18 protein-coding genes and 1 riboswitch are annotated in these 18,157 nt (G+C 52.4%); of the genes, 9 read left to right on the top strand and 9 right to left on the bottom strand.

Annotation, left to right across the window (positions count from 1 at the left end; all coding sequences use genetic code 11):
* The first annotated feature begins 77 nt into the window (after positions 1-77).
* Entirely contained in the window at positions 78-785 is a 708-nt protein-coding gene (locus NST44_RS15345) for a class I SAM-dependent methyltransferase (RefSeq protein ID WP_210094718.1), read from the top strand.
* Positions 786-787: 2 nt separating this feature from the next.
* Positions 788-1,273: an NUDIX hydrolase gene (locus NST44_RS15350; RefSeq protein WP_144870805.1), complete on the top strand. Its 486-nt coding sequence runs from the start codon at positions 788-790 to the stop codon at positions 1,271-1,273.
* A gap of 148 nt (positions 1,274-1,421) precedes the next feature.
* Here NST44_RS15350 and NST44_RS15355 read toward each other — a convergent pair whose 3' ends face one another.
* Both NST44_RS15355 and NST44_RS15360 read right to left on the bottom strand, forming a co-directional pair.
* Complete coding sequence (locus NST44_RS15355) at positions 1,422-2,672, bottom strand: methyl-accepting chemotaxis protein (RefSeq protein ID WP_007132176.1); 1,251 nt, start codon at positions 2,670-2,672, stop codon at positions 1,422-1,424.
* A gap of 223 nt (positions 2,673-2,895) precedes the next feature.
* On the bottom strand, positions 2,896-3,618 hold the full coding sequence (locus tag NST44_RS15360) for a class I SAM-dependent methyltransferase (protein ID WP_007132175.1): 723 nt from the start codon (positions 3,616-3,618) through the stop codon (positions 2,896-2,898).
* A gap of 139 nt (positions 3,619-3,757) precedes the next feature.
* Here NST44_RS15360 and NST44_RS15365 point away from each other — a divergent pair, with 139 nt between their 5' ends.
* Both NST44_RS15365 and NST44_RS15370 read left to right on the top strand, forming a co-directional pair.
* Complete coding sequence (locus tag NST44_RS15365) at positions 3,758-4,456, top strand: nucleotidyltransferase domain-containing protein (protein ID WP_028405362.1); 699 nt, start codon at positions 3,758-3,760, stop codon at positions 4,454-4,456.
* Positions 4,457-4,572: 116 nt separating this feature from the next.
* Positions 4,573-4,671, top strand: a complete 99-nt coding sequence (locus NST44_RS15370) for a sporulation protein YjcZ (protein WP_007132173.1) — start codon at positions 4,573-4,575, stop codon at positions 4,669-4,671.
* A gap of 74 nt (positions 4,672-4,745) precedes the next feature.
* On the opposite strand, the gene NST44_RS15375 is transcribed toward NST44_RS15370, so the two are convergent.
* Positions 4,746-5,351: a YkoF family thiamine/hydroxymethylpyrimidine-binding protein gene (locus tag NST44_RS15375; protein ID WP_028405361.1), complete on the bottom strand. Its 606-nt coding sequence runs from the start codon at positions 5,349-5,351 to the stop codon at positions 4,746-4,748.
* 99 nt (positions 5,352-5,450) lie between these two features.
* Positions 5,451-5,554: riboswitch (TPP riboswitch) on the bottom strand.
* Positions 5,555-5,728: 174 nt separating this feature from the next.
* Positions 5,729-6,331 carry a nitroreductase family protein gene (locus tag NST44_RS15380; protein ID WP_028405360.1) on the bottom strand — a complete coding sequence of 201 codons (603 nt, stop codon included), beginning with the start codon at positions 6,329-6,331 and terminating at the stop codon, positions 5,729-5,731.
* A gap of 532 nt (positions 6,332-6,863) precedes the next feature.
* Between NST44_RS15380 and NST44_RS15385 the strand changes: the two genes are divergently transcribed.
* The 5 genes from NST44_RS15385 to NST44_RS15405 all read left to right on the top strand — a co-directional run bounded on the left by NST44_RS15385 (position 6,864) and on the right by NST44_RS15405 (position 12,674).
* Positions 6,864-7,817, top strand: coding sequence for an ABC transporter permease (locus tag NST44_RS15385; RefSeq protein ID WP_007132170.1), 954 nt, complete (start codon positions 6,864-6,866; stop codon positions 7,815-7,817).
* Positions 7,807-8,754 carry an iron chelate uptake ABC transporter family permease subunit gene (locus NST44_RS15390; protein WP_007132169.1) on the top strand — a complete coding sequence of 316 codons (948 nt, stop codon included), beginning with the start codon at positions 7,807-7,809 and terminating at the stop codon, positions 8,752-8,754. Before NST44_RS15385 ends, NST44_RS15390 begins: the two co-directional genes overlap by 11 nt.
* Complete coding sequence (locus NST44_RS15395) at positions 8,751-9,509, top strand: iron ABC transporter ATP-binding protein (RefSeq protein ID WP_340900036.1); 759 nt, start codon at positions 8,751-8,753, stop codon at positions 9,507-9,509. Before NST44_RS15390 ends, NST44_RS15395 begins: the two co-directional genes overlap by 4 nt.
* 364 nt (positions 9,510-9,873) lie before the next feature.
* Positions 9,874-10,836 carry a siderophore ABC transporter substrate-binding protein gene (locus tag NST44_RS15400; RefSeq protein WP_144869136.1) on the top strand — a complete coding sequence of 321 codons (963 nt, stop codon included), beginning with the start codon at positions 9,874-9,876 and terminating at the stop codon, positions 10,834-10,836.
* A gap of 413 nt (positions 10,837-11,249) precedes the next feature.
* Positions 11,250-12,674 carry an NAD-dependent succinate-semialdehyde dehydrogenase gene (locus NST44_RS15405; RefSeq protein WP_144869133.1) on the top strand — a complete coding sequence of 475 codons (1,425 nt, stop codon included), beginning with the start codon at positions 11,250-11,252 and terminating at the stop codon, positions 12,672-12,674.
* A 127-nt stretch (positions 12,675-12,801) separates the two neighbouring features.
* Here the strand turns inward: NST44_RS15405 and NST44_RS15410 are convergent, their stop codons facing one another.
* The 5 genes from NST44_RS15410 to NST44_RS15430 all read right to left on the bottom strand — a co-directional run bounded on the left by NST44_RS15410 (position 12,802) and on the right by NST44_RS15430 (position 18,156).
* The gene (locus tag NST44_RS15410) at positions 12,802-13,770 is read right to left on the bottom strand and encodes a Gfo/Idh/MocA family protein (RefSeq protein WP_144869142.1); all 969 of its coding nucleotides are present in this window, start codon (positions 13,768-13,770) and stop codon (positions 12,802-12,804) included.
* Between the two features lie 453 nt (positions 13,771-14,223).
* Positions 14,224-15,210, bottom strand: coding sequence for a Gfo/Idh/MocA family protein (locus NST44_RS15415; RefSeq protein ID WP_144869130.1), 987 nt, complete (start codon positions 15,208-15,210; stop codon positions 14,224-14,226).
* Positions 15,207-16,253, bottom strand: a complete 1,047-nt coding sequence (locus NST44_RS15420) for a Gfo/Idh/MocA family protein (RefSeq protein WP_007132163.1) — start codon at positions 16,251-16,253, stop codon at positions 15,207-15,209. The genes NST44_RS15415 and NST44_RS15420 overlap by 4 nt, the downstream gene beginning before the upstream one ends.
* A 104-nt stretch (positions 16,254-16,357) precedes the next feature.
* Positions 16,358-17,194: a carbohydrate ABC transporter permease gene (locus NST44_RS15425; RefSeq protein WP_007132162.1), complete on the bottom strand. Its 837-nt coding sequence runs from the start codon at positions 17,192-17,194 to the stop codon at positions 16,358-16,360.
* A 20-nt stretch (positions 17,195-17,214) separates the two neighbouring features.
* A complete protein-coding gene (locus NST44_RS15430) occupies positions 17,215-18,156 on the bottom strand; it encodes a carbohydrate ABC transporter permease (RefSeq protein WP_210094717.1) in 942 nt (313 codons plus the stop codon).
* Position 18,157 lies beyond the last annotated feature (1 nt).

Genomic DNA, 18,157 nt, shown 5'->3' on the forward strand with positions numbered 1-18,157 from the left:
GCTTGAAGCCTGCCCTCATTTAGCGGCACATGTGGACATCGCCTAAGCTATGCCGCAACAGGAAGGGAGAGATCGAGATGAGTGATTTTCAGCAAGCCCGCGAGAAGGAAATAGCTTATCACGAGCAGTTTTACGATCAAACCGCATTGTTTGAGCAGGGGACCTGGCTGGCGCGGCCAGTAGCCGCGGTTATGGATCATCTGGAGCTGCTGAAGGTCCAGAACATGCGGGTTTTGGATTTAGGCTGCGGCGTCGGCCGGAACAGCATTCCGATGGCTCAGCGGATCCAGGACATGAACGGGACGGTCGTCTGTGTGGATCTGCTCGAGTCGGCAATCACGAAGCTGCGGCAGTATGCCGAGCAGTATGGCGTTGCGTCCCATATCGAGACGCACGTGGCGGATGCCCAGTATTTTCGAATCACGCCGGGCATGTATCATTATATTGTGGCTTGCTCCTGCCTCGAGCACCTCACCTCGGAGGAAGCGTTCGTTGCCAAGCTCGAAGAGATGCAGGAAGGCACCGCTCCCCTTGGTATCCACTGCATCATGATCAACACGAATGTAAAGGAAATAGATGTGGAGACGGGCAAGGAGCAGGAGGGCTTGATCGAACTGAATCTTCCAACGGAACGCGCCTTCTCGATCCTGCATCGTTTATATGCCGATTGGGAGATCCTATGTGAGCGGCAGGTCCATCAGGAAATTCCCGAGGTCCACGACGGCAGGGATATAATGTTTTGCGGCGAATGGATTACCTTCACTGCACGAAAAGGAGCGCGGTAAGTTTGGAGAAATATACCCATCTCGGCATTTATGGCGTATTGATTCGCAGTCAGCGCCTATTGCTGGTTCAGAAAGCCCGGGGTCCTCATCGGGGGAAATGGGATCTGCCCGGCGGATCGGTCGAGTTCGGAGAAGAGCCCGAGCGAACGCTGCAGCGTGAATTTCTGGAGGAGACAGGCCTATCGTCCGTCCAGGGAACGATTCGGACTGCGGTCTCCTATACGATGATCTATCAATATGATGAGAACAGGCTGGAGGAGCTCCATCATATCGGGATCATCTATGATGTTCAGCTGGCGGATGAGCCGGCAGGTTTGAAATCGGAAGGGGACGGCGAGGATTCGTTAGGCGCGGCATGGATTCCGCTGGAGCAGCTGAGCGGGCTGCCGCTGACGCCGTTTGCGGAGATGATGGCTGAACAGATCATGGGCGAGGACGATAAGCGGATCACGAAGAATGATCTCAAGCCGCACATGAGCGAGGAATAATTGGTTTTTCCAAAGTATTTTCTTGTGAAACGTAAAATACGGCTTCCGCGATCCAGGATCATCGAACCAGGAGGAGCATCGTGAAATGCAAAAAGCAGGCCCGAATCGGAGTGAAGCCGATTCAGGCCTGCTTCTGTATGTAATTCAGCTAGAATTTGAAAATATTGATCGTCTTCTGCAGCTGGAAGACAGCGTTGTTCATTGCCTCTGCTTCTTCGGCCATCTTCTTGATTGAGGTAATCCCCTCGTTCATGGAGGCGGATACCTGCTCCGTCCCTGCTGCGGACTGCTGGGTAATGGCCGAAATGTTCTGAATGGCGGCGGATATGCTCTGCGCGCTCTCCAGCATGGACTCGCTTTCCTTGGAGAAGGCGGCAATCTGCTCGGTGATGTACTGCACGCTGCTTACGATCTGCATGAAGACTTCCTCGGCTTCCCGGATCAGCTCCGTTTGTTGGCGCACGACATCCTCATTGATCTTAATGTTCTGGGTCGCATGCTTAATGTCTGCCTCAATGCTGCGAACCAGATTGAACACTTCACGCGTGGAGGAGGTCGATTCCTCCGCGAGCTTTCGAACCTCCTGGGCTACAACGGCAAAGCCGGCGCCGTGCTCGCCGGCACGGGCCGCCTCGATTGAAGCGTTTAATGACAGCAGATTCGTCTGATCGGCCAGCTCGGATATCGTTTCGGTAATTTTCGTAATGCCTTTGGCGTTTCGCGCGAGCGCATCAATGGATTCGGATACTTTGGCCGTTGCCTCGATATTTCGCAGCATGCCGGCCGATTGCCGGGATACCGATTCTCTTCCTTGCTCCACCAGCTGCAAAGTTGCCATCGACCGGGAGTTCATTTCATGGGTTGAGTGGGTGTAATTGCCGACCTTCTCCTCGATTTCCTTGATCGAGTCGGTCATTGCGGACACGTCCTCCGATATTTCGCCTGCTCCGACGGCCAGCTCTCCTGCAGAAAGCGATACCTGGTTCATGACCTGGATAAGCTCCTGATTTTTCGTTGATATATTCCGGCTTGAAGCCATGACGCTGCGGGTGATGTCGGAGGTTTCCTGAAGGATTTTGCGGAGCTTGTCCACCATGCTGTTGAAGGTTCTGCTGAGATCATTCATTCCGCCCATCTCTTCTACCTGGAAGGTAAAATCTCCTTTGGCAATTTTGGCGGAGACGCTGGAGATTTCGGAGAACGTGCTCGTAAGCGCTCTCTCAATGACACGGGAAAGTGGATAAGTGAGTCCGATTAGCACCGCAACAAGTACGATACCAATGACCGCTTTGCCTACGAGTATAAAGGCGATCAGCATTGGAAGCGCGAACAAGGCGGCAATGAGATAACAGGCTGCTGTGATTTTTTGAGCGATCGGGAGTCTGTTGAACCATGCCATACGAATGAATCCTCCTCAAGCTATATAGGATATTTTTACCATGATTATATCATCGTGCGACAAAAGTAGATACAAGGAATTACAAAATTTTCAATCAGGTGAGTCTAAAGACCCTGAATGAAACCCGGAAGATTCTGATCTAATGTTATCCTCGTACAGAACTCGTGAAAAAGAGAGCGGATTTGTGAACGCTTATGCGCTACAAACCCGCTCCAACGATTGTCTATTTCTCTGCCCGGAACAATGCGGAGGCCAAATATTCGGTGTTATCGAGAATCATGCGGTCATGCTTGAAGACCGTCTCCCAGAGTGCAAGGTCGAGCAATATTCCTTTATCCCGCTGCTCATAGGCATCCAGATGGCGTGTCTGTTCCTCCTTCAACTTCTCGTTGAAATGATTGTATTCCAGCACCTCGGCCTGCTTGAAGCCGCTGCCCAGCAGCGCATCGCGCCATTTCTCCCGGTCCATGAGGCGGGGGATGCCGAAGAAGGCAAGCAGCTCGTTGAGCTGCGGTTCAGGCATGCTCTTATCCAGAATCAGCTCCCTGTCCATTAAAATTCCGCCGGCATCCAGAACGCGGTAATATTCCGGAATGGAGCGCGACGTATCGGTGAAGACGGTGACCGACTCGGCCAGAATGACATCGAATTGATTGTCCGGAAAAGGCAGCGAGCATACGTCTGCCTGAAGAAATTCCACATCACTGCCCATCGCCGCTGCTCTTGCTTTTGCTTTTGTAATCATATGCTCATTCAGATCAATGGCCGTCACTTGGTAGCCTAGGCCGGCTAGGTGACAGGCCGTTCGGCCGGTTCCGCAGCCAACCTCCAGAATTCGGCTGCTCGGCCTGATAGGGTACGAATTCAGCATTCTCAGAGTGGCCTCGAATCCCCCGGGGTGGGCGCTGCCCATCCCTAATTTGGACAGCATGTTAATGTAATTCATCGAATGGATCCCTACTTTCGTTATCTGCATAAGGATATTTGTTTATTTACCATATGATTGAGGTACGTTTGGGGTTTTCGCTGAATTTACTATTTTGAGCCCTTTTTTTGAAGATATGAGCGGTTTGGGGGAAATACGCATGAAGATGGAGCCGATTCAGGCCGCAAGGAAGGTCGTGTCGGAACAATATCCGGATTGTCTGCTGGCTGTACTGGGGGGCAGTGCTTCCAGGGGAGAGCATAACGAGCACTCAGACCTTGACGTGATCATTGTAGAGAGAGAAGGCGAAGGGCTGAGGAGAAGGACGATTGAAGCTGCCGGCTGGATCGTAGAGCTGTTTATTTTATCTAGCTCCGGCTATCGCGAAGATTTTGACGCAGGCATCGTTGCGGCGAATCCGACGTTGCAGCGGATCATGGCTGAAGGCGTTGTTCTCTGCTCGCTACCGGAAGGGGAAGCCATTCGCGGGGAGGCCCAGGCTGATCTGGATTACGGCCCGCTGCCATTAACGATGTCCGATATTGACGCAGCCCGGTACATGATCACCGAATACATGATGGATCTTAAGCAGGCCAAAGGGGACGGGGAAGCCTGGTTTACCGTTCAAAAAATATCGACTTTGCTCTGCGAGTTTGTCCTGAGGGTGAACCGGCAATGGACGGGGGAAGGGAAGACGCTGTTCCGGCTGGTCTCCGGCTTCGATCCGCATTTTAGCGAGCGGTTGGTGCAAGCGCTGGAGGCGATGTACCGTACCCGGCAATCGCATCAGCTCATGAAGCTGTGCGAGCAGGTTTTGCTCCCTTACGGAGGCCAGCTGCTTGTCGGATATGAAGAATAAGGCCATCGGCTGGGGGAAAAGACAAGCGGTACAGCTGCCGTGACCGTCGTTCTTTCCGGCTCATACCTTAATATGTGATGACATCACGTATTTCAATAAATCCAGGAGGGATCGTCATGAGCGGAGCATATGGTGGAGATGTTTGGGGCACATCAACGGGTATTATACTGGTTCTCTTTATCCTGCTCGTAATCATCTCGCTTGCTTGGGTTTAATTCATCAAGGATACGCGGTGGATAGCACAAGGACTCGGCATATCGCCGGGTCCTTGTCTGCTTAAGCGTGCATATTATACGCTATTCTGCTTTGGCGATGGACTGTGCGCGGAGACGACAGCGGTCATCACGAGGTGGCTGGTATCTGTCTGGATGGCATGCTTGAACGCATCCTCGAGGGATTCGAATACGCGAGTGAGCGTTCCGTCGAGACGGCTTGCGTAATGGACGCTGCCCCCGAAGGTTCCCTTTTCCTTGGCGCGCTGCACTTCTCCGTAGATAATATCCATATAATGCTCGGTTCCGAGCGGATACAAGGCGAACTGGCAGGCGGTTTCAATATCCGCGTGTGGTCCAAGCTCGCTGTTTAACACCCCGGAATCCTCAGACATATAGACATCCGCATCCGTATCGCCTGGGCAGCCGATGGAGTAGGTCCCATTAAAGACTGTATGTACGCCGGAAGCTGCCGCATGGGCGAATATCGCACGGGTAACGTCAAATACGTGCTCGGCACGTCCGCGAACACAAGTACTGACATCATCGGTATGAATCCATACCTTATCCGTATGCACAGACTCCAACGCCCCCACAATCACTTCGACGAAGCGGTCCGTCATCGGAAATACCGAGAACCGGCAGCCAACAATCCGGCTGGTTCCGCATGCTAACTCATTCATTGTAGATTCCTCCTGCAGCATAAATTTGAGAATGCAAAATAACGCAAAAAACCGCACCCTAAGGGATAAGTGCGGCGATGTCTACGCGAAAAATACATAAACATGAACGCTACACTTCCCCACGCTAGCATGACCTAGATCGGGTAGTAAGGGTTAACGGCGGTCCTGCCGTTTCTCAGCACAAGGCACCCCTAGTACAGCAACACAAGATATGAAATTTTGCTTAGATGCCGGCCGGTCCAAGCTTTCGAAAGAGGGCGGCTTCTTACTTGGTAATTGTAACGTCTCGGCATCGAAAAAACAATGTCACTGCAGCAAAAAACCGCCATGAGGAGCTTTAATAGGCTTCCTGATGGCGGCTCTTGGTCTTGTTTCGCTTACTTGTAAACTTTCACGCGATCTTCAAGCGGAGCAAATTCCTTGTCCCCTGGCTCAGCAGCCGGCTTGCCGAATGGCATTTGTGCAATCAGCTTCCAGTTTTCAGGAATGTTCCATTCAGCTTTTACTTTTTCGTCGATCAGCGGGTTGTAATGCTGCAGGGAAGCACCCAGTCCTTCGGCTTCCAGCATTGTCCAAACGACGAGCTGAAGCATGCCGTTCGACTGATTCGCCCATACCGGGAAGTTGTCGGCATAGAGCGCAAAGTTTTGCTGAAGCCCTGCGATGACATCGTTGTCCTCGAAGAACAGCACGGTGCCATAGCCTGCGCGGAAAGAGGCCATTTTCTCAGCGGTGGATTTGAATGCTTGCTCGTCGCCCACCACTTCCTTCAGAATGCCTTCCGTAATATTCCACAGCTTGTCATGCTGCTCACCAAGCAGAACGACCGCGCGTGCGCTTTGGGAGTTGAAGGAAGAAGGCGTGTATTTCACGGCATCTTTCACGATTTCTTGGATACGCTCATCGGAGATGACGGAATCCTTGCTGATCGCATAGTAGGAACGGCGATTTTTAAGTGCGGTAAGGAAGTCTTTAGACATGTTGATAAACCCTCCTGAGTCATGGTTTGGATTGCATACGCCTGATAAAAAGATGTCCTATCATTCAAGCAAATATGCATTAAGGTGATCGCTGAAATATGTTGAATTATTATTCCTTAACAACTTACTAATTGTAAGAAATAATACTTCCGTTAGTATGTTATTATATCACATTGGTCATTGTCAACCCTGTGATTGAGAATTTATAGATGAAATACCCCGTGATTGGGAGCTAAAACAGGGGAAGGGATTTTTTATTTCCTATTTATAAGAGAGGGCGAGGAGAACAATGGAAGGATTGAGGACAACAACGGCTAATTTCTGCCAAGCTTCATATTATGAACAATTGATGAACAAATCATGCAAAGATTAATAATTTAATTGAGTTTGATTCTCAATTATACTTGTCGGTTGAGAATGAGGGTGATATAATGCTTATCAGAACGTAATTGATAATCAATCTCAATGAGAATGATAACTGAATTACGAGCTGACGAAATGATTTAGAGACATATGCATAGAAGGAAGAGCCATGAAGATCATTTACTTAGCCGCAGCCGTTGTGGCGCTTTCCATCGTCTCCTTATTTATCGGAGTCAAGGATATTTCGCCGCTGGACTTATTCTCCATGACGGAACAACAACAGCATATTATGCTCGTCAGCCGCTTGCCGCGTCTAGTCAGTCTAATTCTGGCGGGAGTCAGCATGAGTATCTGCGGATTGATCATGCAGCAGCTTAGCCGCAACAAATTCGTATCGCCGACAACGGCGGGAACCATGGATTCCGCAAGACTGGGAATTCTCGTTGCGATGCTCGTATTCACGACAAGCGGACCGCTTGTGAAAATGCTGGTGGCTTTTGTATTCGCTCTGGCCGGCACGTTTATCTTCATGAAGATCCTGGACCGGATCAAGTTCAAGGATGCGATCTTTATTCCGCTCGTTGGACTCATGTTCGGGAACATCGTAAGCTCGATCGCTACGTTCTTCGCTTATAAATATGATCTCATTCAGAACATGTCCGCATGGCTTCAAGGCGATTTTTCCATGATCATCAAGGGACAGTACGAACTTCTGTATATCAGCGTTCCGCTGGTCATTCTGGCCTACCTGTTCGCCAACAAATTCACGGTTGCCGGCATGGGTGAGGAATTCGCCACGAACCTTGGACTTCATTACCGGCGCGTCGTTAATTTGGGCTTGGTCATTGTAGCGCTGGTAACCGCATCCGTCGTGTTGACGGTCGGCGTGATTCCTTTTCTCGGTTTGATCATACCGAATATTGTAAGCCTGTATCTGGGAGACCATTTGAAAAAAAGCCTTTCCCATACCGCGCTGCTAGGGGCCGGATTCGTTCTGTTCTGCGATATCCTTGGCCGGATCATCATATACCCATACGAAATTCCGATCAGTCTGACCGTGGGCGTGCTCGGAAGCGGTATTTTCATTTACTTACTGATGAGGAGAAAGGCTTATGACTTATAGAGCCAAAATCGGCCTGCTGGCCGCGGTGGCAATTATCCTGGTGGCGGCCTTTCTGTTCATCGATCTTGGCGGCAGTTGGGATTACGCCTTCCCGCGAAGAATCAAGAAGGTGCTGGCCATTATTCTGACCGGCGGGGCGATCGCCCTGTCTACCACGGTGTTCCAAACGGTCACGAATAACCGGATTTTGACGCCGAGCGTCATGGGATTGGATTCTTTATATATTTTGATTCAGACGACAGTCATCTTCGTATTCGGTTCCTTTACGCTGTACAAACTGGGCAGCAACGCAAATTTCCTGATCAATGTCGGGGCCATGATTCTGTTCGCCGGCGTGTTATACCGGCTTCTGTTCCGGAGGGAAGGCAACAATATTTACTTCCTCCTCCTAATCGGCATGATCTTCGGAACCTTGTTCTCCAGCATGTCCTCCTTCATGGAGGTGCTGATCGATCCGAACGAGTTCCAATACGTAGCGGATAAAATGTTCGCCAGCTTTAACAATGTGAAGACCGATCTGCTGATCATGGCGAGCATTGTCGTTGCCGTTACGCTCCTGTACTTCGCAAGATTCACCAAGTATCTGAACGTGCTTGCGCTCGGGCGGGAGCAGGCGATCAACCTCGGCGTGAACTACGATTATGTTGTAAAGCGGCTGTTGATCGTCGTGGCAGTGCTGATCTCGGTTGCTACCGCGCTGGTGGGTCCAATCACATTCCTTGGACTGCTGGTCGTTAACGTTGCTTATGAATTTATGAAAACCTACCGTCATTCCTACTTGATATCAGCTTCCATACTGATCAGCGTCATCGCATTGGTTGGCGGTCAATTGATTGTAGAACGGGTGTTTACCTTCTCCACGACGCTCAGCGTCATCATCAATTTCATCGGCGGTGTTTACTTTATATACCTGCTATTAAAGGAGAGTAAAGCATGATCCAGGTTACGAACGTATCGAAAGTCTATGGCGGCAAAAAAGTCGTCGACAACGTGTCGGTTACGATCCCGAAGGGCCAAATCACGTCCTTTATCGGTCCGAACGGGGCCGGTAAGAGTACATTGCTGTCCATGATCAGCAGATTGACGGGCAAGGATAGCGGACAGATCATGGTGGACGGCAAAGAGGTCAGCCAATGGAAGAGCGGCGATCTGGCGAAGAAGGTTTCGATCTTGAAGCAGTCGAACCACATCAGCCTCCGCCTGACGGTACGCGAGCTCGTATCCTTCGGACGTTTTCCTTACTCCCAAGGCAGGCTGACGGCGGAAGATGAGAAGTATGTGGATGAAGCGATCGCGTATATGGAGCTTCAGGATATGCAGCATAAATACCTGCACCAGCTCAGCGGCGGTCAAACCCAGCGCGCCTACATCGCGATGGTCATTTCCCAGAACACCGAGTATATCCTGCTTGATGAACCGCTGAACAATCTGGATATGAAGCATTCGGTGCAGATTATGAAAATACTCAGAAAGCTTGTCACCGATCTGAACAAAACGATTGTCATCGTCATTCATGATATCAACTTCGCGTCTTTTTACTCCGATTACATCGTGGCGCTGAAGGATGGGGCGATCGAGAGCGAAGGCCGGACAGAGCATATTATTCAGAGCAACGTTCTTCGCGGCATCTATGATATGGACATTGAGATCGAAGAGATTAACGATAACAGAGTGTGTGTATACTACGCCTAACATAAGGTTGGAATATGTGTTCGGAGGATACGAGCCCGGAGCAGACCGCGAGAGGTGCGGTTCTAGCGAGTTCCTATCCGTCCGGACAGACCTGGCTGCCTTTTAGAAGGACGGCACGGTTCTATACGCCCTCTTTGTATTACAAAATCAACCAAATATTCAAAATACATGTATATCCATATTGTTCTTGATTACAGCCAGGAGGGATGAACGGTTATACATAGGATCATAACGTTGGGTAGGATAAGCTTAACCGGGCTTGACCAAAGGGTTGTATGCGACAAACATCAACGCATAAGCACGACATGAGGTCATAAACCATGTTTTACGAAATATAAAAAATCATTCAAACGGGGTGGAAGCAATGAAAAAATGGTTAGCGTTAGTTATGGTAGCAATGTTCACTTTTGTACTCGCAGCATGCGGACAGGATAAGGAGGCAACGGGAGCAGCCGGCGGTGATACGAACACGCCAGCTTCCGAGAAGATTACGATTAAGCATCAGCTTGGCGAAACGCCTGTGAAGAAGAATCCTACGCGCGTTGTCGTATTCGATTTCGGTATTCTGGATTCCCTGGATAAGCTCGGCGTAGAGGTGTTAGGCGTGCCGCAAGCGAATATTCCTTCGTACCTATCCAAATTCGAAGACAAGAAATACGAGAATGTCGGCAGCTTGAAAGAGCCTGACTTCGAAAAAATCAACAGCATCAAACCGGACCTGATCATCATTTCCGGAAGACAGCAGGAAGCCTATGAGGAGCTTCAGGAAATTGCGCCTACGATCTTCTTGGGCGTGGATACAAGCAAATACATGGAATCCTTTGAAGAGAACATGAACACGCTCGGACAAATTTTCGGCAAGGAAGCCGAGGTTGAGCAAGAGCTGAAAACGATTGAAGACAGCATTAAGGCACTGAATGAAAAAGCAACGGCAACAGGCAAAAACGCACTGATCATTCTTGCGAACGAAGGCAAAATCAGCGCATACGGACCAGGATCGCGCTTCGGCATCCTGCATGATGTGTTCGGATTTAAAGCGGTGGACAGCAACATTGAAGTAAGCACTCATGGTAAGGACATCTCGAACGAGTATATTGTAGAGAAAAATCCGGACTATCTGTTTGTCGTTGACCGCGGCGCTGCCGTAGCTACAGGAAACGGCGAATCCGGCGCTAAAGCAGTCGTGGAGAACGAGCTCGTCAATACAACGAATGCTGCGAAAGAAGGAAACATCGTGTACTTGGACCCTGACTTCTGGTACCTGTCCGGCGGCGGATTGACTTCCGTATCCGAAATGGTTAAAGAAGTAGACGCGGCCATCAAGTAATAGTGAGGACATGAAGACTCATTCATAATACAAGCTCAATTCAAAAGATGGCGGTACCGGATTATTCCGTGTCCCGCCATCTTTCGTTGTGTGCGCCCGGCATGGGCGATAACTCGGCGGTGAAAGTCCGCTACAGGCTTGGCAGTAGGAAATGTTAGCCAAGGGCAAGGGTGTCCGCCGCGAGGCGGAATCTGAAGAAAGCCGGAGGCAAACCCTCGGTCCGACGAACAGAATTTACATATAAGGCGCGGGGGTCCGGCTAAAGCTATGGTCTTGTCGTCCCTTCCCGTATGTTAGTTTCTTTGCTTTGGATCATCGATTATCGGATAATAAAGAATATGGCAGCATTCGTCGAATCAGGGTTTAAGTTGCAGGATGGCTGCAGTCTTGCAGGAAGACAGGAGGTTATATAGATGTTTCGAGATCAAATATACATCGGCGGACAATGGATCCGGACGGACAAGTCGATTGAGGTGTATAATCCGGCGGACGGCAAGGTGATCGGGACCGTGCCGAAGGCCGGCAGAATCGAGGCCGAACAAGCCGTGGATGCCGCGGCTGAAGCATTCGGGCATTGGTCGGGACTGACGGCCCAGGAGCGCGGGGATCTGCTTCGCCGCTGGTTTGAACGGATCAGCGAGCATACCGATGAGCTGGCGCGGATCATGACGATGGAGCAGGGCAAGCCGCTGAAGGAGGCGGCAGGGGAGATTGCCTATGCGAACAGCTTTGTCTCCTGGTATGCGGAGGAGGGCAAACGCATCTATGGCGAGACGATTCCCGCTTCGTCGAACAAGAAGCGGATTATCGTAACCAAACAGCCGGTCGGAGTCGTTGCTGCGATTACGCCTTGGAACTTTCCGGCCTCGATGATAACCCGTAAGGTCGCGCCGGCGCTGGCTGCGGGCTGCACCGTGGTCATCAAGCCTTCAAGCGAGACGCCGTTTACCGCCATCAAGCTGGTTGAGCTTGCGGAGCAAGCAGGCATTCCGGCAGGAGTGATCAACCTCGTGACAGGTCCCTCTGGTGAAATCGCGGAGGCGTGGCAGCAGGACGGCCGGGTGCGCAAATTGTCCTTTACCGGCTCGACCGAGGTCGGCAAGAAGCTGATGGCCGGGGCGGCCGCGAATGTGAAGAAAATATCGCTGGAGCTCGGCGGACACGCGCCGTTTATCGTGACGGCGCATGCTGATTTGGAGCAGGCGGCTTCGGGTTTGATCGCGTCCAAGTTCCGCAACGGGGGACAGACCTGCGTCTGCGCGAACCGGATTTATGTCGAGGAGCGAGTAGCTGAAGAGTTTGCGGAATGCGTTGCGCGGCTTGCTTCCGAGCTGAAGGTAGGTAACGGCCTGCAGGAAGGTACCGATATTGGACCACTCATTAACGAGGACGCAGTGGATAAAGTGGTGAAGCAGATTCAGGATGCGAAGGCGAAGGGAGGCATCGTGCTGACCGGCGGAAAGAAGCTGCCTGAGCTCGGCGGTCGCTTCGTGGAACCGACCGTCATTATGAACGCTACCGATGACATGGCGTGCATGCAGGAGGAAACATTCGGGCCGCTGGCGCCGATCACCACCTTCACCGCCATCGAGGAGGCGATTAAGCGCGCCAACAACAGTCCGTACGGGCTGGCGGCTTATGTATTCACGCAGCATCTCGGGGAAGCGGTGCGAATCGCCGAAGCGCTGGACTACGGCATCGTGGGCGTGAACGATCCCGTTCCGTCTACAGCCCAAGCGCCGTTTGGAGGCTTCAAGGAAAGCGGGCTTGGACGGGAAGGCGGGCATTACGGGATCGATGAGTTTTTGGAGGTCAAGTACATTTCGCTTGGTTTGTAGTTTGATGGCAGTGTAATTGCAGTTCATTTATGTTTATGATTTGTTCGTATATTGGCATTGGAGAACGGATCTAAGAAGGGCGATCCCCGTTGACGCTGCGGGATCGCCCTTATTGCCATGCATGATTTTATTTATTAGATGATAGCTGAATAACCTGGCCGGTCTCTGCGGATTCGTTCGCGGCCAGCGTCGCTTCAAGCGTCTTGAGGCCTTCCTCATAGGATGCCAGAACCAGGCTGGGATTTTTTTGCCGGATGGCTTCGACCAGCGCATCAGTCAGGTTTTTATAAAAGTTGGAGTTGCTGCGGTAAATCGTTTCCTTCCCCTTCTCGACAATGGACAGCGTCGTACCGTCGAGAACAAGGCGGAAATTCCGTCCCATGATTTCGACGCCTGTGCGATGGTCGAATTGGATGAATCCGGTTTGCATCTGTCCAAGCGCTCCGGATTCGAGCACGAACTGGATGACGCCGACATCCGGAATGTCCAGATCCGGGATATCCTTCACGAGAAGCAGATCCATATTCGCGTACAGATTGGTAATGTCGCCGCATAAATAGCGGACCAGGTCCAAGGTATGCGTAGATTGTTCCACGAGCTGGCCGCCCGATAGCTCTTTCTTGCGCCACCATGGTGTTGGTACAGGCACGGTGATGTAATGGGCGCGAACCATTCCGATTTTCTTGTCCTTGAGATAATCCTTTGCGATTGCAACCGTATCCAAATAACGCAAGCAATAGCCGGAAGCGGCAATAATTCCGCTGTCCGCGATGGCTTTCGCTTTGCTGCGGACAGCTTCGAGATCAAGTCCGAGCGGCTTCTCTACCATCAAATGAATGCCTTTCGCTGCCGCTCGCTCTTCCAGATCGCCGTGGCAGAACGGCGGGATGCAGATATACAGCACATCGAGCGGCTCCTGTTCGATCATGACGCTGCCGTCCGTATAATAAGCGGCTCCGTATTGCTCCGCCTGTGCCTTGGCGAGTGCTTCGTTGGAATCGCAAATGGCGGCGAGCTGCACATGCTCATGCTCGTGGAGATTTTTGATGTGTACGGCGCCCATCCCCCCGGCCCCGATTACGCCTGCTTTAATCATTGGCATTGATCACTCCTAGTGGTTAGGTTAACGTACCACACCCGTTCGGTACGTAGTCCTCGTGATTATATCCCTGATTTCCATATTATTCAACACGGTAATTTTCTCTTAATACCGGAAGACAGCCGATATAAAGCCATAGGAAGCATGGGGGCATTTAGGGATGCACGGATTCATGCACATGCCGGCTCAAAGCACATGTCAGCTTGAAGCACGCGCCAGCTGAATGCACATGCCAGCTGCATGCATATGCCAGCTTGAAGCACAGCCGGCTCGAAGCACATGCCAGCTCGAAGCACAGCCGGCTCGAAGCACATGCCAGCTCGAAGCACACGCCAACTCCACGCACATGCCAGTGCGAAACACATGCTAGCTCCACGCACCGAGCGTACGGTGACAAACTCAAGCTTTATGAGGCTGCCGTCTGTAATTACCCTTGCAATGCCCCTAGGATTAGTCCAATTCCTGCATGGTCACGGTCCGTCCCTGCTCCGATGAACGGTATGCAGCTACAGCAACCGCGAGTGCGTGTAATCCGTCCTCGCCGGTGACTGATGCTTCGGCTGCGCCGGAGGAGATGGCCGATATAAAATCACGGATCAGCTCGGCATCCATGCTGTCACCCCATGCATGATGGCGGTAGCCGGACTCATCGGTGTAGACGTGCAGCTTCTGGCTGGTCGCATTCACGCTGATCGTCCCCTGCGAGCCGATAATTTCCAAGGTAACGTCGCCCCAGGTCGGGTATTCCTTATTGCGGGACCAGCTGCAGTCTAGCGTCGCGAACACGCCGTTTTCAAATTCCATGGTCAGCATGCCGCAATCATCGATCGGCTTCTCCGAAATCAAATGGCCGACCTCGGCGTAGACATCCTTTACCTCTGCGCCGGAGATCCAGCGCATAATGTCTGCTACATGCACCGTATGATCGATGACGGCGCCGCCTCCGGAGAGAGCCGGGTCGATGAACCAGCCCCCGGGATTGCGCCCCCGGTTGGTCCCCTTCATGGCCAGGATGCGGCCTAATGCACCGTCATCCACCAATTGCTTGGCGCGGATGACCGTGGAATTATAGCGGACGGGGAAGGCGGTCTGCAGCAGCACCCCGCTTGCCTTGCATGCTTCAATCATCTCTTGGGCATCCGCTATATTGGTGGATAGCGGTTTTTCGCAGAGAACATGGACACCGGCCTTGGCAGCGGCAAGAGTATGCTCTTTGTGACGGGCATTCTCGGAAGTGACGATGACACCGTCAATGCCTTGCGCCAGCAGCTCCCGGTAATCCGGATAATAGGTCGTTCCGAAATATTCCGCATACTTGGCTCCACGCTCCGCATCGGTATCGGCGATTCCGGCCAGCTCCACGCCGTCAATCTGGAGCAGCGCCTTCGTGTAGCTGAATGCATGCATATGTGCAAAGCTTATAACGCCAATCTTCATGACATCACCCCTCTATATGAATGAGCACCGACTAAGGCTCCGGAATCTGCATCTATCAGAACCGGCTGACCGGAAGACATGGACGACAGTGCCGCCAGCGCGATGCGCAATGCCTCGAGCGCATCCTCCGCCGTGACCAGCGGGTCGCTTCCGTCCTGAATGCAGGACATGAAGTGGGCAAGCTCGCGGTAATACGGGCTCTGGGCGAGCGGGCTTTCCGGGACGATGACGCCCGGGACCGTCTCCGAACGGCGGCGCGATTTGTATACGATCGGGGTGTCCGTCCGGCTGTCGTAATCTATAACGCCCTTCGTTCCGGCTATTTCGAAATGCATGGAGAAGCCCTCATGGGCCCAAGTCCCTTCGACATGGGCGATGACTCCGCTTCGGAACCGCAGGGTCACGAGCGCATAATCGAGCTGGGCCTGATGGCGGCCGTGAAGCCCCTTGGCGTATACGCGCTCAACCTCGCCGAAGCACCAGCGCAAATAGTCGAAATCATGGATCATCGCATCGAGCGTAACGCCGCCGCTGGCGCTGAAGTCGCTGTACCAGTCATTCCAGCCGATCGGATAACCGCCGCCGCGGCCGGCCCGGATGACGGCTGGCTTGCCGATCGATCCCTGGTCCAGCAGCGCTTTGGCTTTAACATACTCCGGAAAGAACCGAAGCACATGCCCGACGAACAATCGAACCCCCTTCTCGCGGCAATAGCGGATCATGAATGCGGCATCCTCCGCGCTGCGGGCGATCGGCTTTTCGCAGATGACGTGTTTGCCGGCATCGGCCGACTTCACGACATATTCCTTATGGAGAGGGGTTGGCAGGCAAATGTCGATAACATCGATACCGGCAAGGCCAAGCTCCTGCACCGCTTCCTCGAAGGAAGGGAACGCTCGGGTGCTCCATTTGGCAGCCAGACCGCTCGCTTTGTCCGCCTGGATGTCCGCGATGCCGACAAGCTTCACGCCAGGCATCACGGCATAGGCTGAAGCGTGGGCTCTTCCCATGGTGCCCGCCCCGATAACTAATACACGTATCACTTCATACACTCCTTTATAGATGAGACCGGCGACGCTCTTGTCGGCCGGGCTCGTAAACCATGTGAACTACAATCAAATTTTCGGCAGAACAAGCCGCTTAACCGTTAACCCTTAATACCGTTCATCGCAATCCCCTCAATGAAATAGCGCTGAAGGAAAATGAACAGGATGATGATCGGAAGCGTGGCCATTACCGCGCCAGCCATCAGCAGCGGGTAATCGGTGGAATGCTGTCCCTGGAAGCTGGAAATACCGATGGAGAGCACCCGCATTTCCTCGGAGCTGGTCATGATCAGCGGCCACAGCAGATCGTTCCAGGATGCCAGTATCGTAAAGATGGCAAGGGAGACGAGCGCGGCCTTGGACAGTGGCAAATAGATGTTCCAGTAGATGCGGAAATAACTGCAGCCGTCGATTTTGGCGGCCTCCTCAAGATCCTTCGGCAGCGTCATGAAAAACTGCCTTAACAGGAATGTGCCGAAGGCGCTGAATATGCCGGGCACAATCAGCACGTAGAACGTATCGAGCCATTCGAACTCGCGCATGATGACGAAGCTCGGAATCATGACGACCTGCGATGGCACCATCAGCACGGCCAGCAGCGCGAGGAATATCGTATTTTTGAACGGGAACCGCAGGCTTGCGAAGGCATAGGCGGCAAGGGAGCACAGCACGAGCTGGCCGGCGGTTCGCCCGAGCGTGACTATGACCGTATTCAAGTAATACGTGCCGAAATCTATGCTGTCGATCACCCGGGCATAGTTATCAAAGCGCCATTCGGTCGGGAGCCATTTCGGCGGGACGGACATGGAGTCCGCGAACGATTTGACCGAGGTGGAGAGCATCCACAGAAAGGGCATGATCATGACCAGCGCGCCGACAGCTAACAGGAGATGGGCAGCCAGACGGCTCGTTTTATCGGTTCGGGTTGTCGTTTTCACGTCGTATACTCCTCCTCCCGTTATTGGTAATGAACCCAGCGCTTTTGGATATACATCTGGACCATCGTAATCACCAGAATGACAATGAACAAGATGAAGGCCTGGGCGGATGCATAGCCCATATTAAAGTACTTGAAGCCGTCCTCCCATATGCTGTATACGACCGTCCGGGTGGATTCGAGCATCGTGGCCTGCTGGTCCATCATGATAAAGATCAGATCGAACACCTGAAAGGAATTGATGAAGGACATAACCAGTACAAAAAACAAGCTTGGCGTCAGCAGCGGCAGCGTAATCCGGAAAAACTTATACAGCGTCCCGGCCCCGTCCAAGGAGGCCGCCTCGTAGTAGCTCCCCGAGATTCCCTGCAATCCCGACAGCAGGATGACGGCATTGTAGCCGATGCTGCTCCATACACTGACAAGGACGATGGAGAAGAGGGCGAATTTCTCATCGAACAGCCAATTCGGCTGCGGTAAATTCATCGCGCCCAGCACATAGTTAATCAAGCCGAATTCCGAGTTGTACAGCCATTTCCATACCATGCCGACCGCAATCGGCATCGTGATGACAGGGATGAAATACAGCGTCCGGTAGAAGACCATCCCTTTGATTTTCTGGTTCAGCAGCACCGCCAGCACCGTTGCCAGCGCGACGGACAAGGGGACCGTGCCGACGGTATACAGGAGCGTGTTCAGCAAGGATCCCGTAAACTTGTCGTCCTGCATCAGATTGACAAAATTGTCGATGCCGATAAACCGGGGAGAGGTCAACCCGTCCCATGCGGTAAACGACAGGAACAGCGATGCGGCGGAAGGAGCCATGTAGAACAGACCCAGGCCGAGCACCACAGGCAGGATGAAGACATAACCCCAGATGGCCTCGTTGATCGAAAGCTTGGAGGGCTTTCGTTTGGCGGACGTTCCCGGCGGATCCGTGGTGACTGTTACAGGAGAGCTCACA

The sequence above is a fragment of the Paenibacillus sp. FSL W8-0919 genome, from assembly GCF_038003785.1.
GTDB classification, from domain to species: Bacteria; Bacillota; Bacilli; order Paenibacillales; family Paenibacillaceae; genus Paenibacillus_AQ; species Paenibacillus_AQ lactis.

Excerpts from the sequence above, each read along its gene's own strand:
- NST44_RS15360 (WP_007132175.1), bottom strand. The coding sequence starts at position 3,618 with ATGAATTACATTAACATGCTGTCCAAATTAGGGATGGGCAGCGCCCAC.
- NST44_RS15410 (WP_144869142.1), bottom strand. The coding sequence starts at position 13,770 with ATGATTAAAGCAGGCGTAATCGGGGCCGGGGGGATGGGCGCCGTACAC.
- NST44_RS15395 (WP_340900036.1), top strand. The coding sequence starts at position 8,751 with ATGATCCAGGTTACGAACGTATCGAAAGTCTATGGCGGCAAAAAAGTC.
- NST44_RS15370 (WP_007132173.1), top strand. The coding sequence starts at position 4,573 with ATGAGCGGAGCATATGGTGGAGATGTTTGGGGCACATCAACGGGTATT.
- NST44_RS15405 (WP_144869133.1), top strand. The coding sequence starts at position 11,250 with ATGTTTCGAGATCAAATATACATCGGCGGACAATGGATCCGGACGGAC.
- NST44_RS15415 (WP_144869130.1), bottom strand. The coding sequence starts at position 15,210 with ATGAAGATTGGCGTTATAAGCTTTGCACATATGCATGCATTCAGCTAC.
- NST44_RS15400 (WP_144869136.1), top strand. The coding sequence starts at position 9,874 with ATGAAAAAATGGTTAGCGTTAGTTATGGTAGCAATGTTCACTTTTGTA.
- NST44_RS15380 (WP_028405360.1), bottom strand. The coding sequence starts at position 6,331 with ATGTCTAAAGACTTCCTTACCGCACTTAAAAATCGCCGTTCCTACTAT.
- NST44_RS15345 (WP_210094718.1), top strand. The coding sequence starts at position 78 with ATGAGTGATTTTCAGCAAGCCCGCGAGAAGGAAATAGCTTATCACGAG.
- NST44_RS15355 (WP_007132176.1), bottom strand. The coding sequence starts at position 2,672 with ATGGCATGGTTCAACAGACTCCCGATCGCTCAAAAAATCACAGCAGCC.
- NST44_RS15385 (WP_007132170.1), top strand. The coding sequence starts at position 6,864 with ATGAAGATCATTTACTTAGCCGCAGCCGTTGTGGCGCTTTCCATCGTC.
- NST44_RS15365 (WP_028405362.1), top strand. The coding sequence starts at position 3,758 with ATGAAGATGGAGCCGATTCAGGCCGCAAGGAAGGTCGTGTCGGAACAA.
- NST44_RS15390 (WP_007132169.1), top strand. The coding sequence starts at position 7,807 with ATGACTTATAGAGCCAAAATCGGCCTGCTGGCCGCGGTGGCAATTATC.
- NST44_RS15375 (WP_028405361.1), bottom strand. The coding sequence starts at position 5,351 with ATGAATGAGTTAGCATGCGGAACCAGCCGGATTGTTGGCTGCCGGTTC.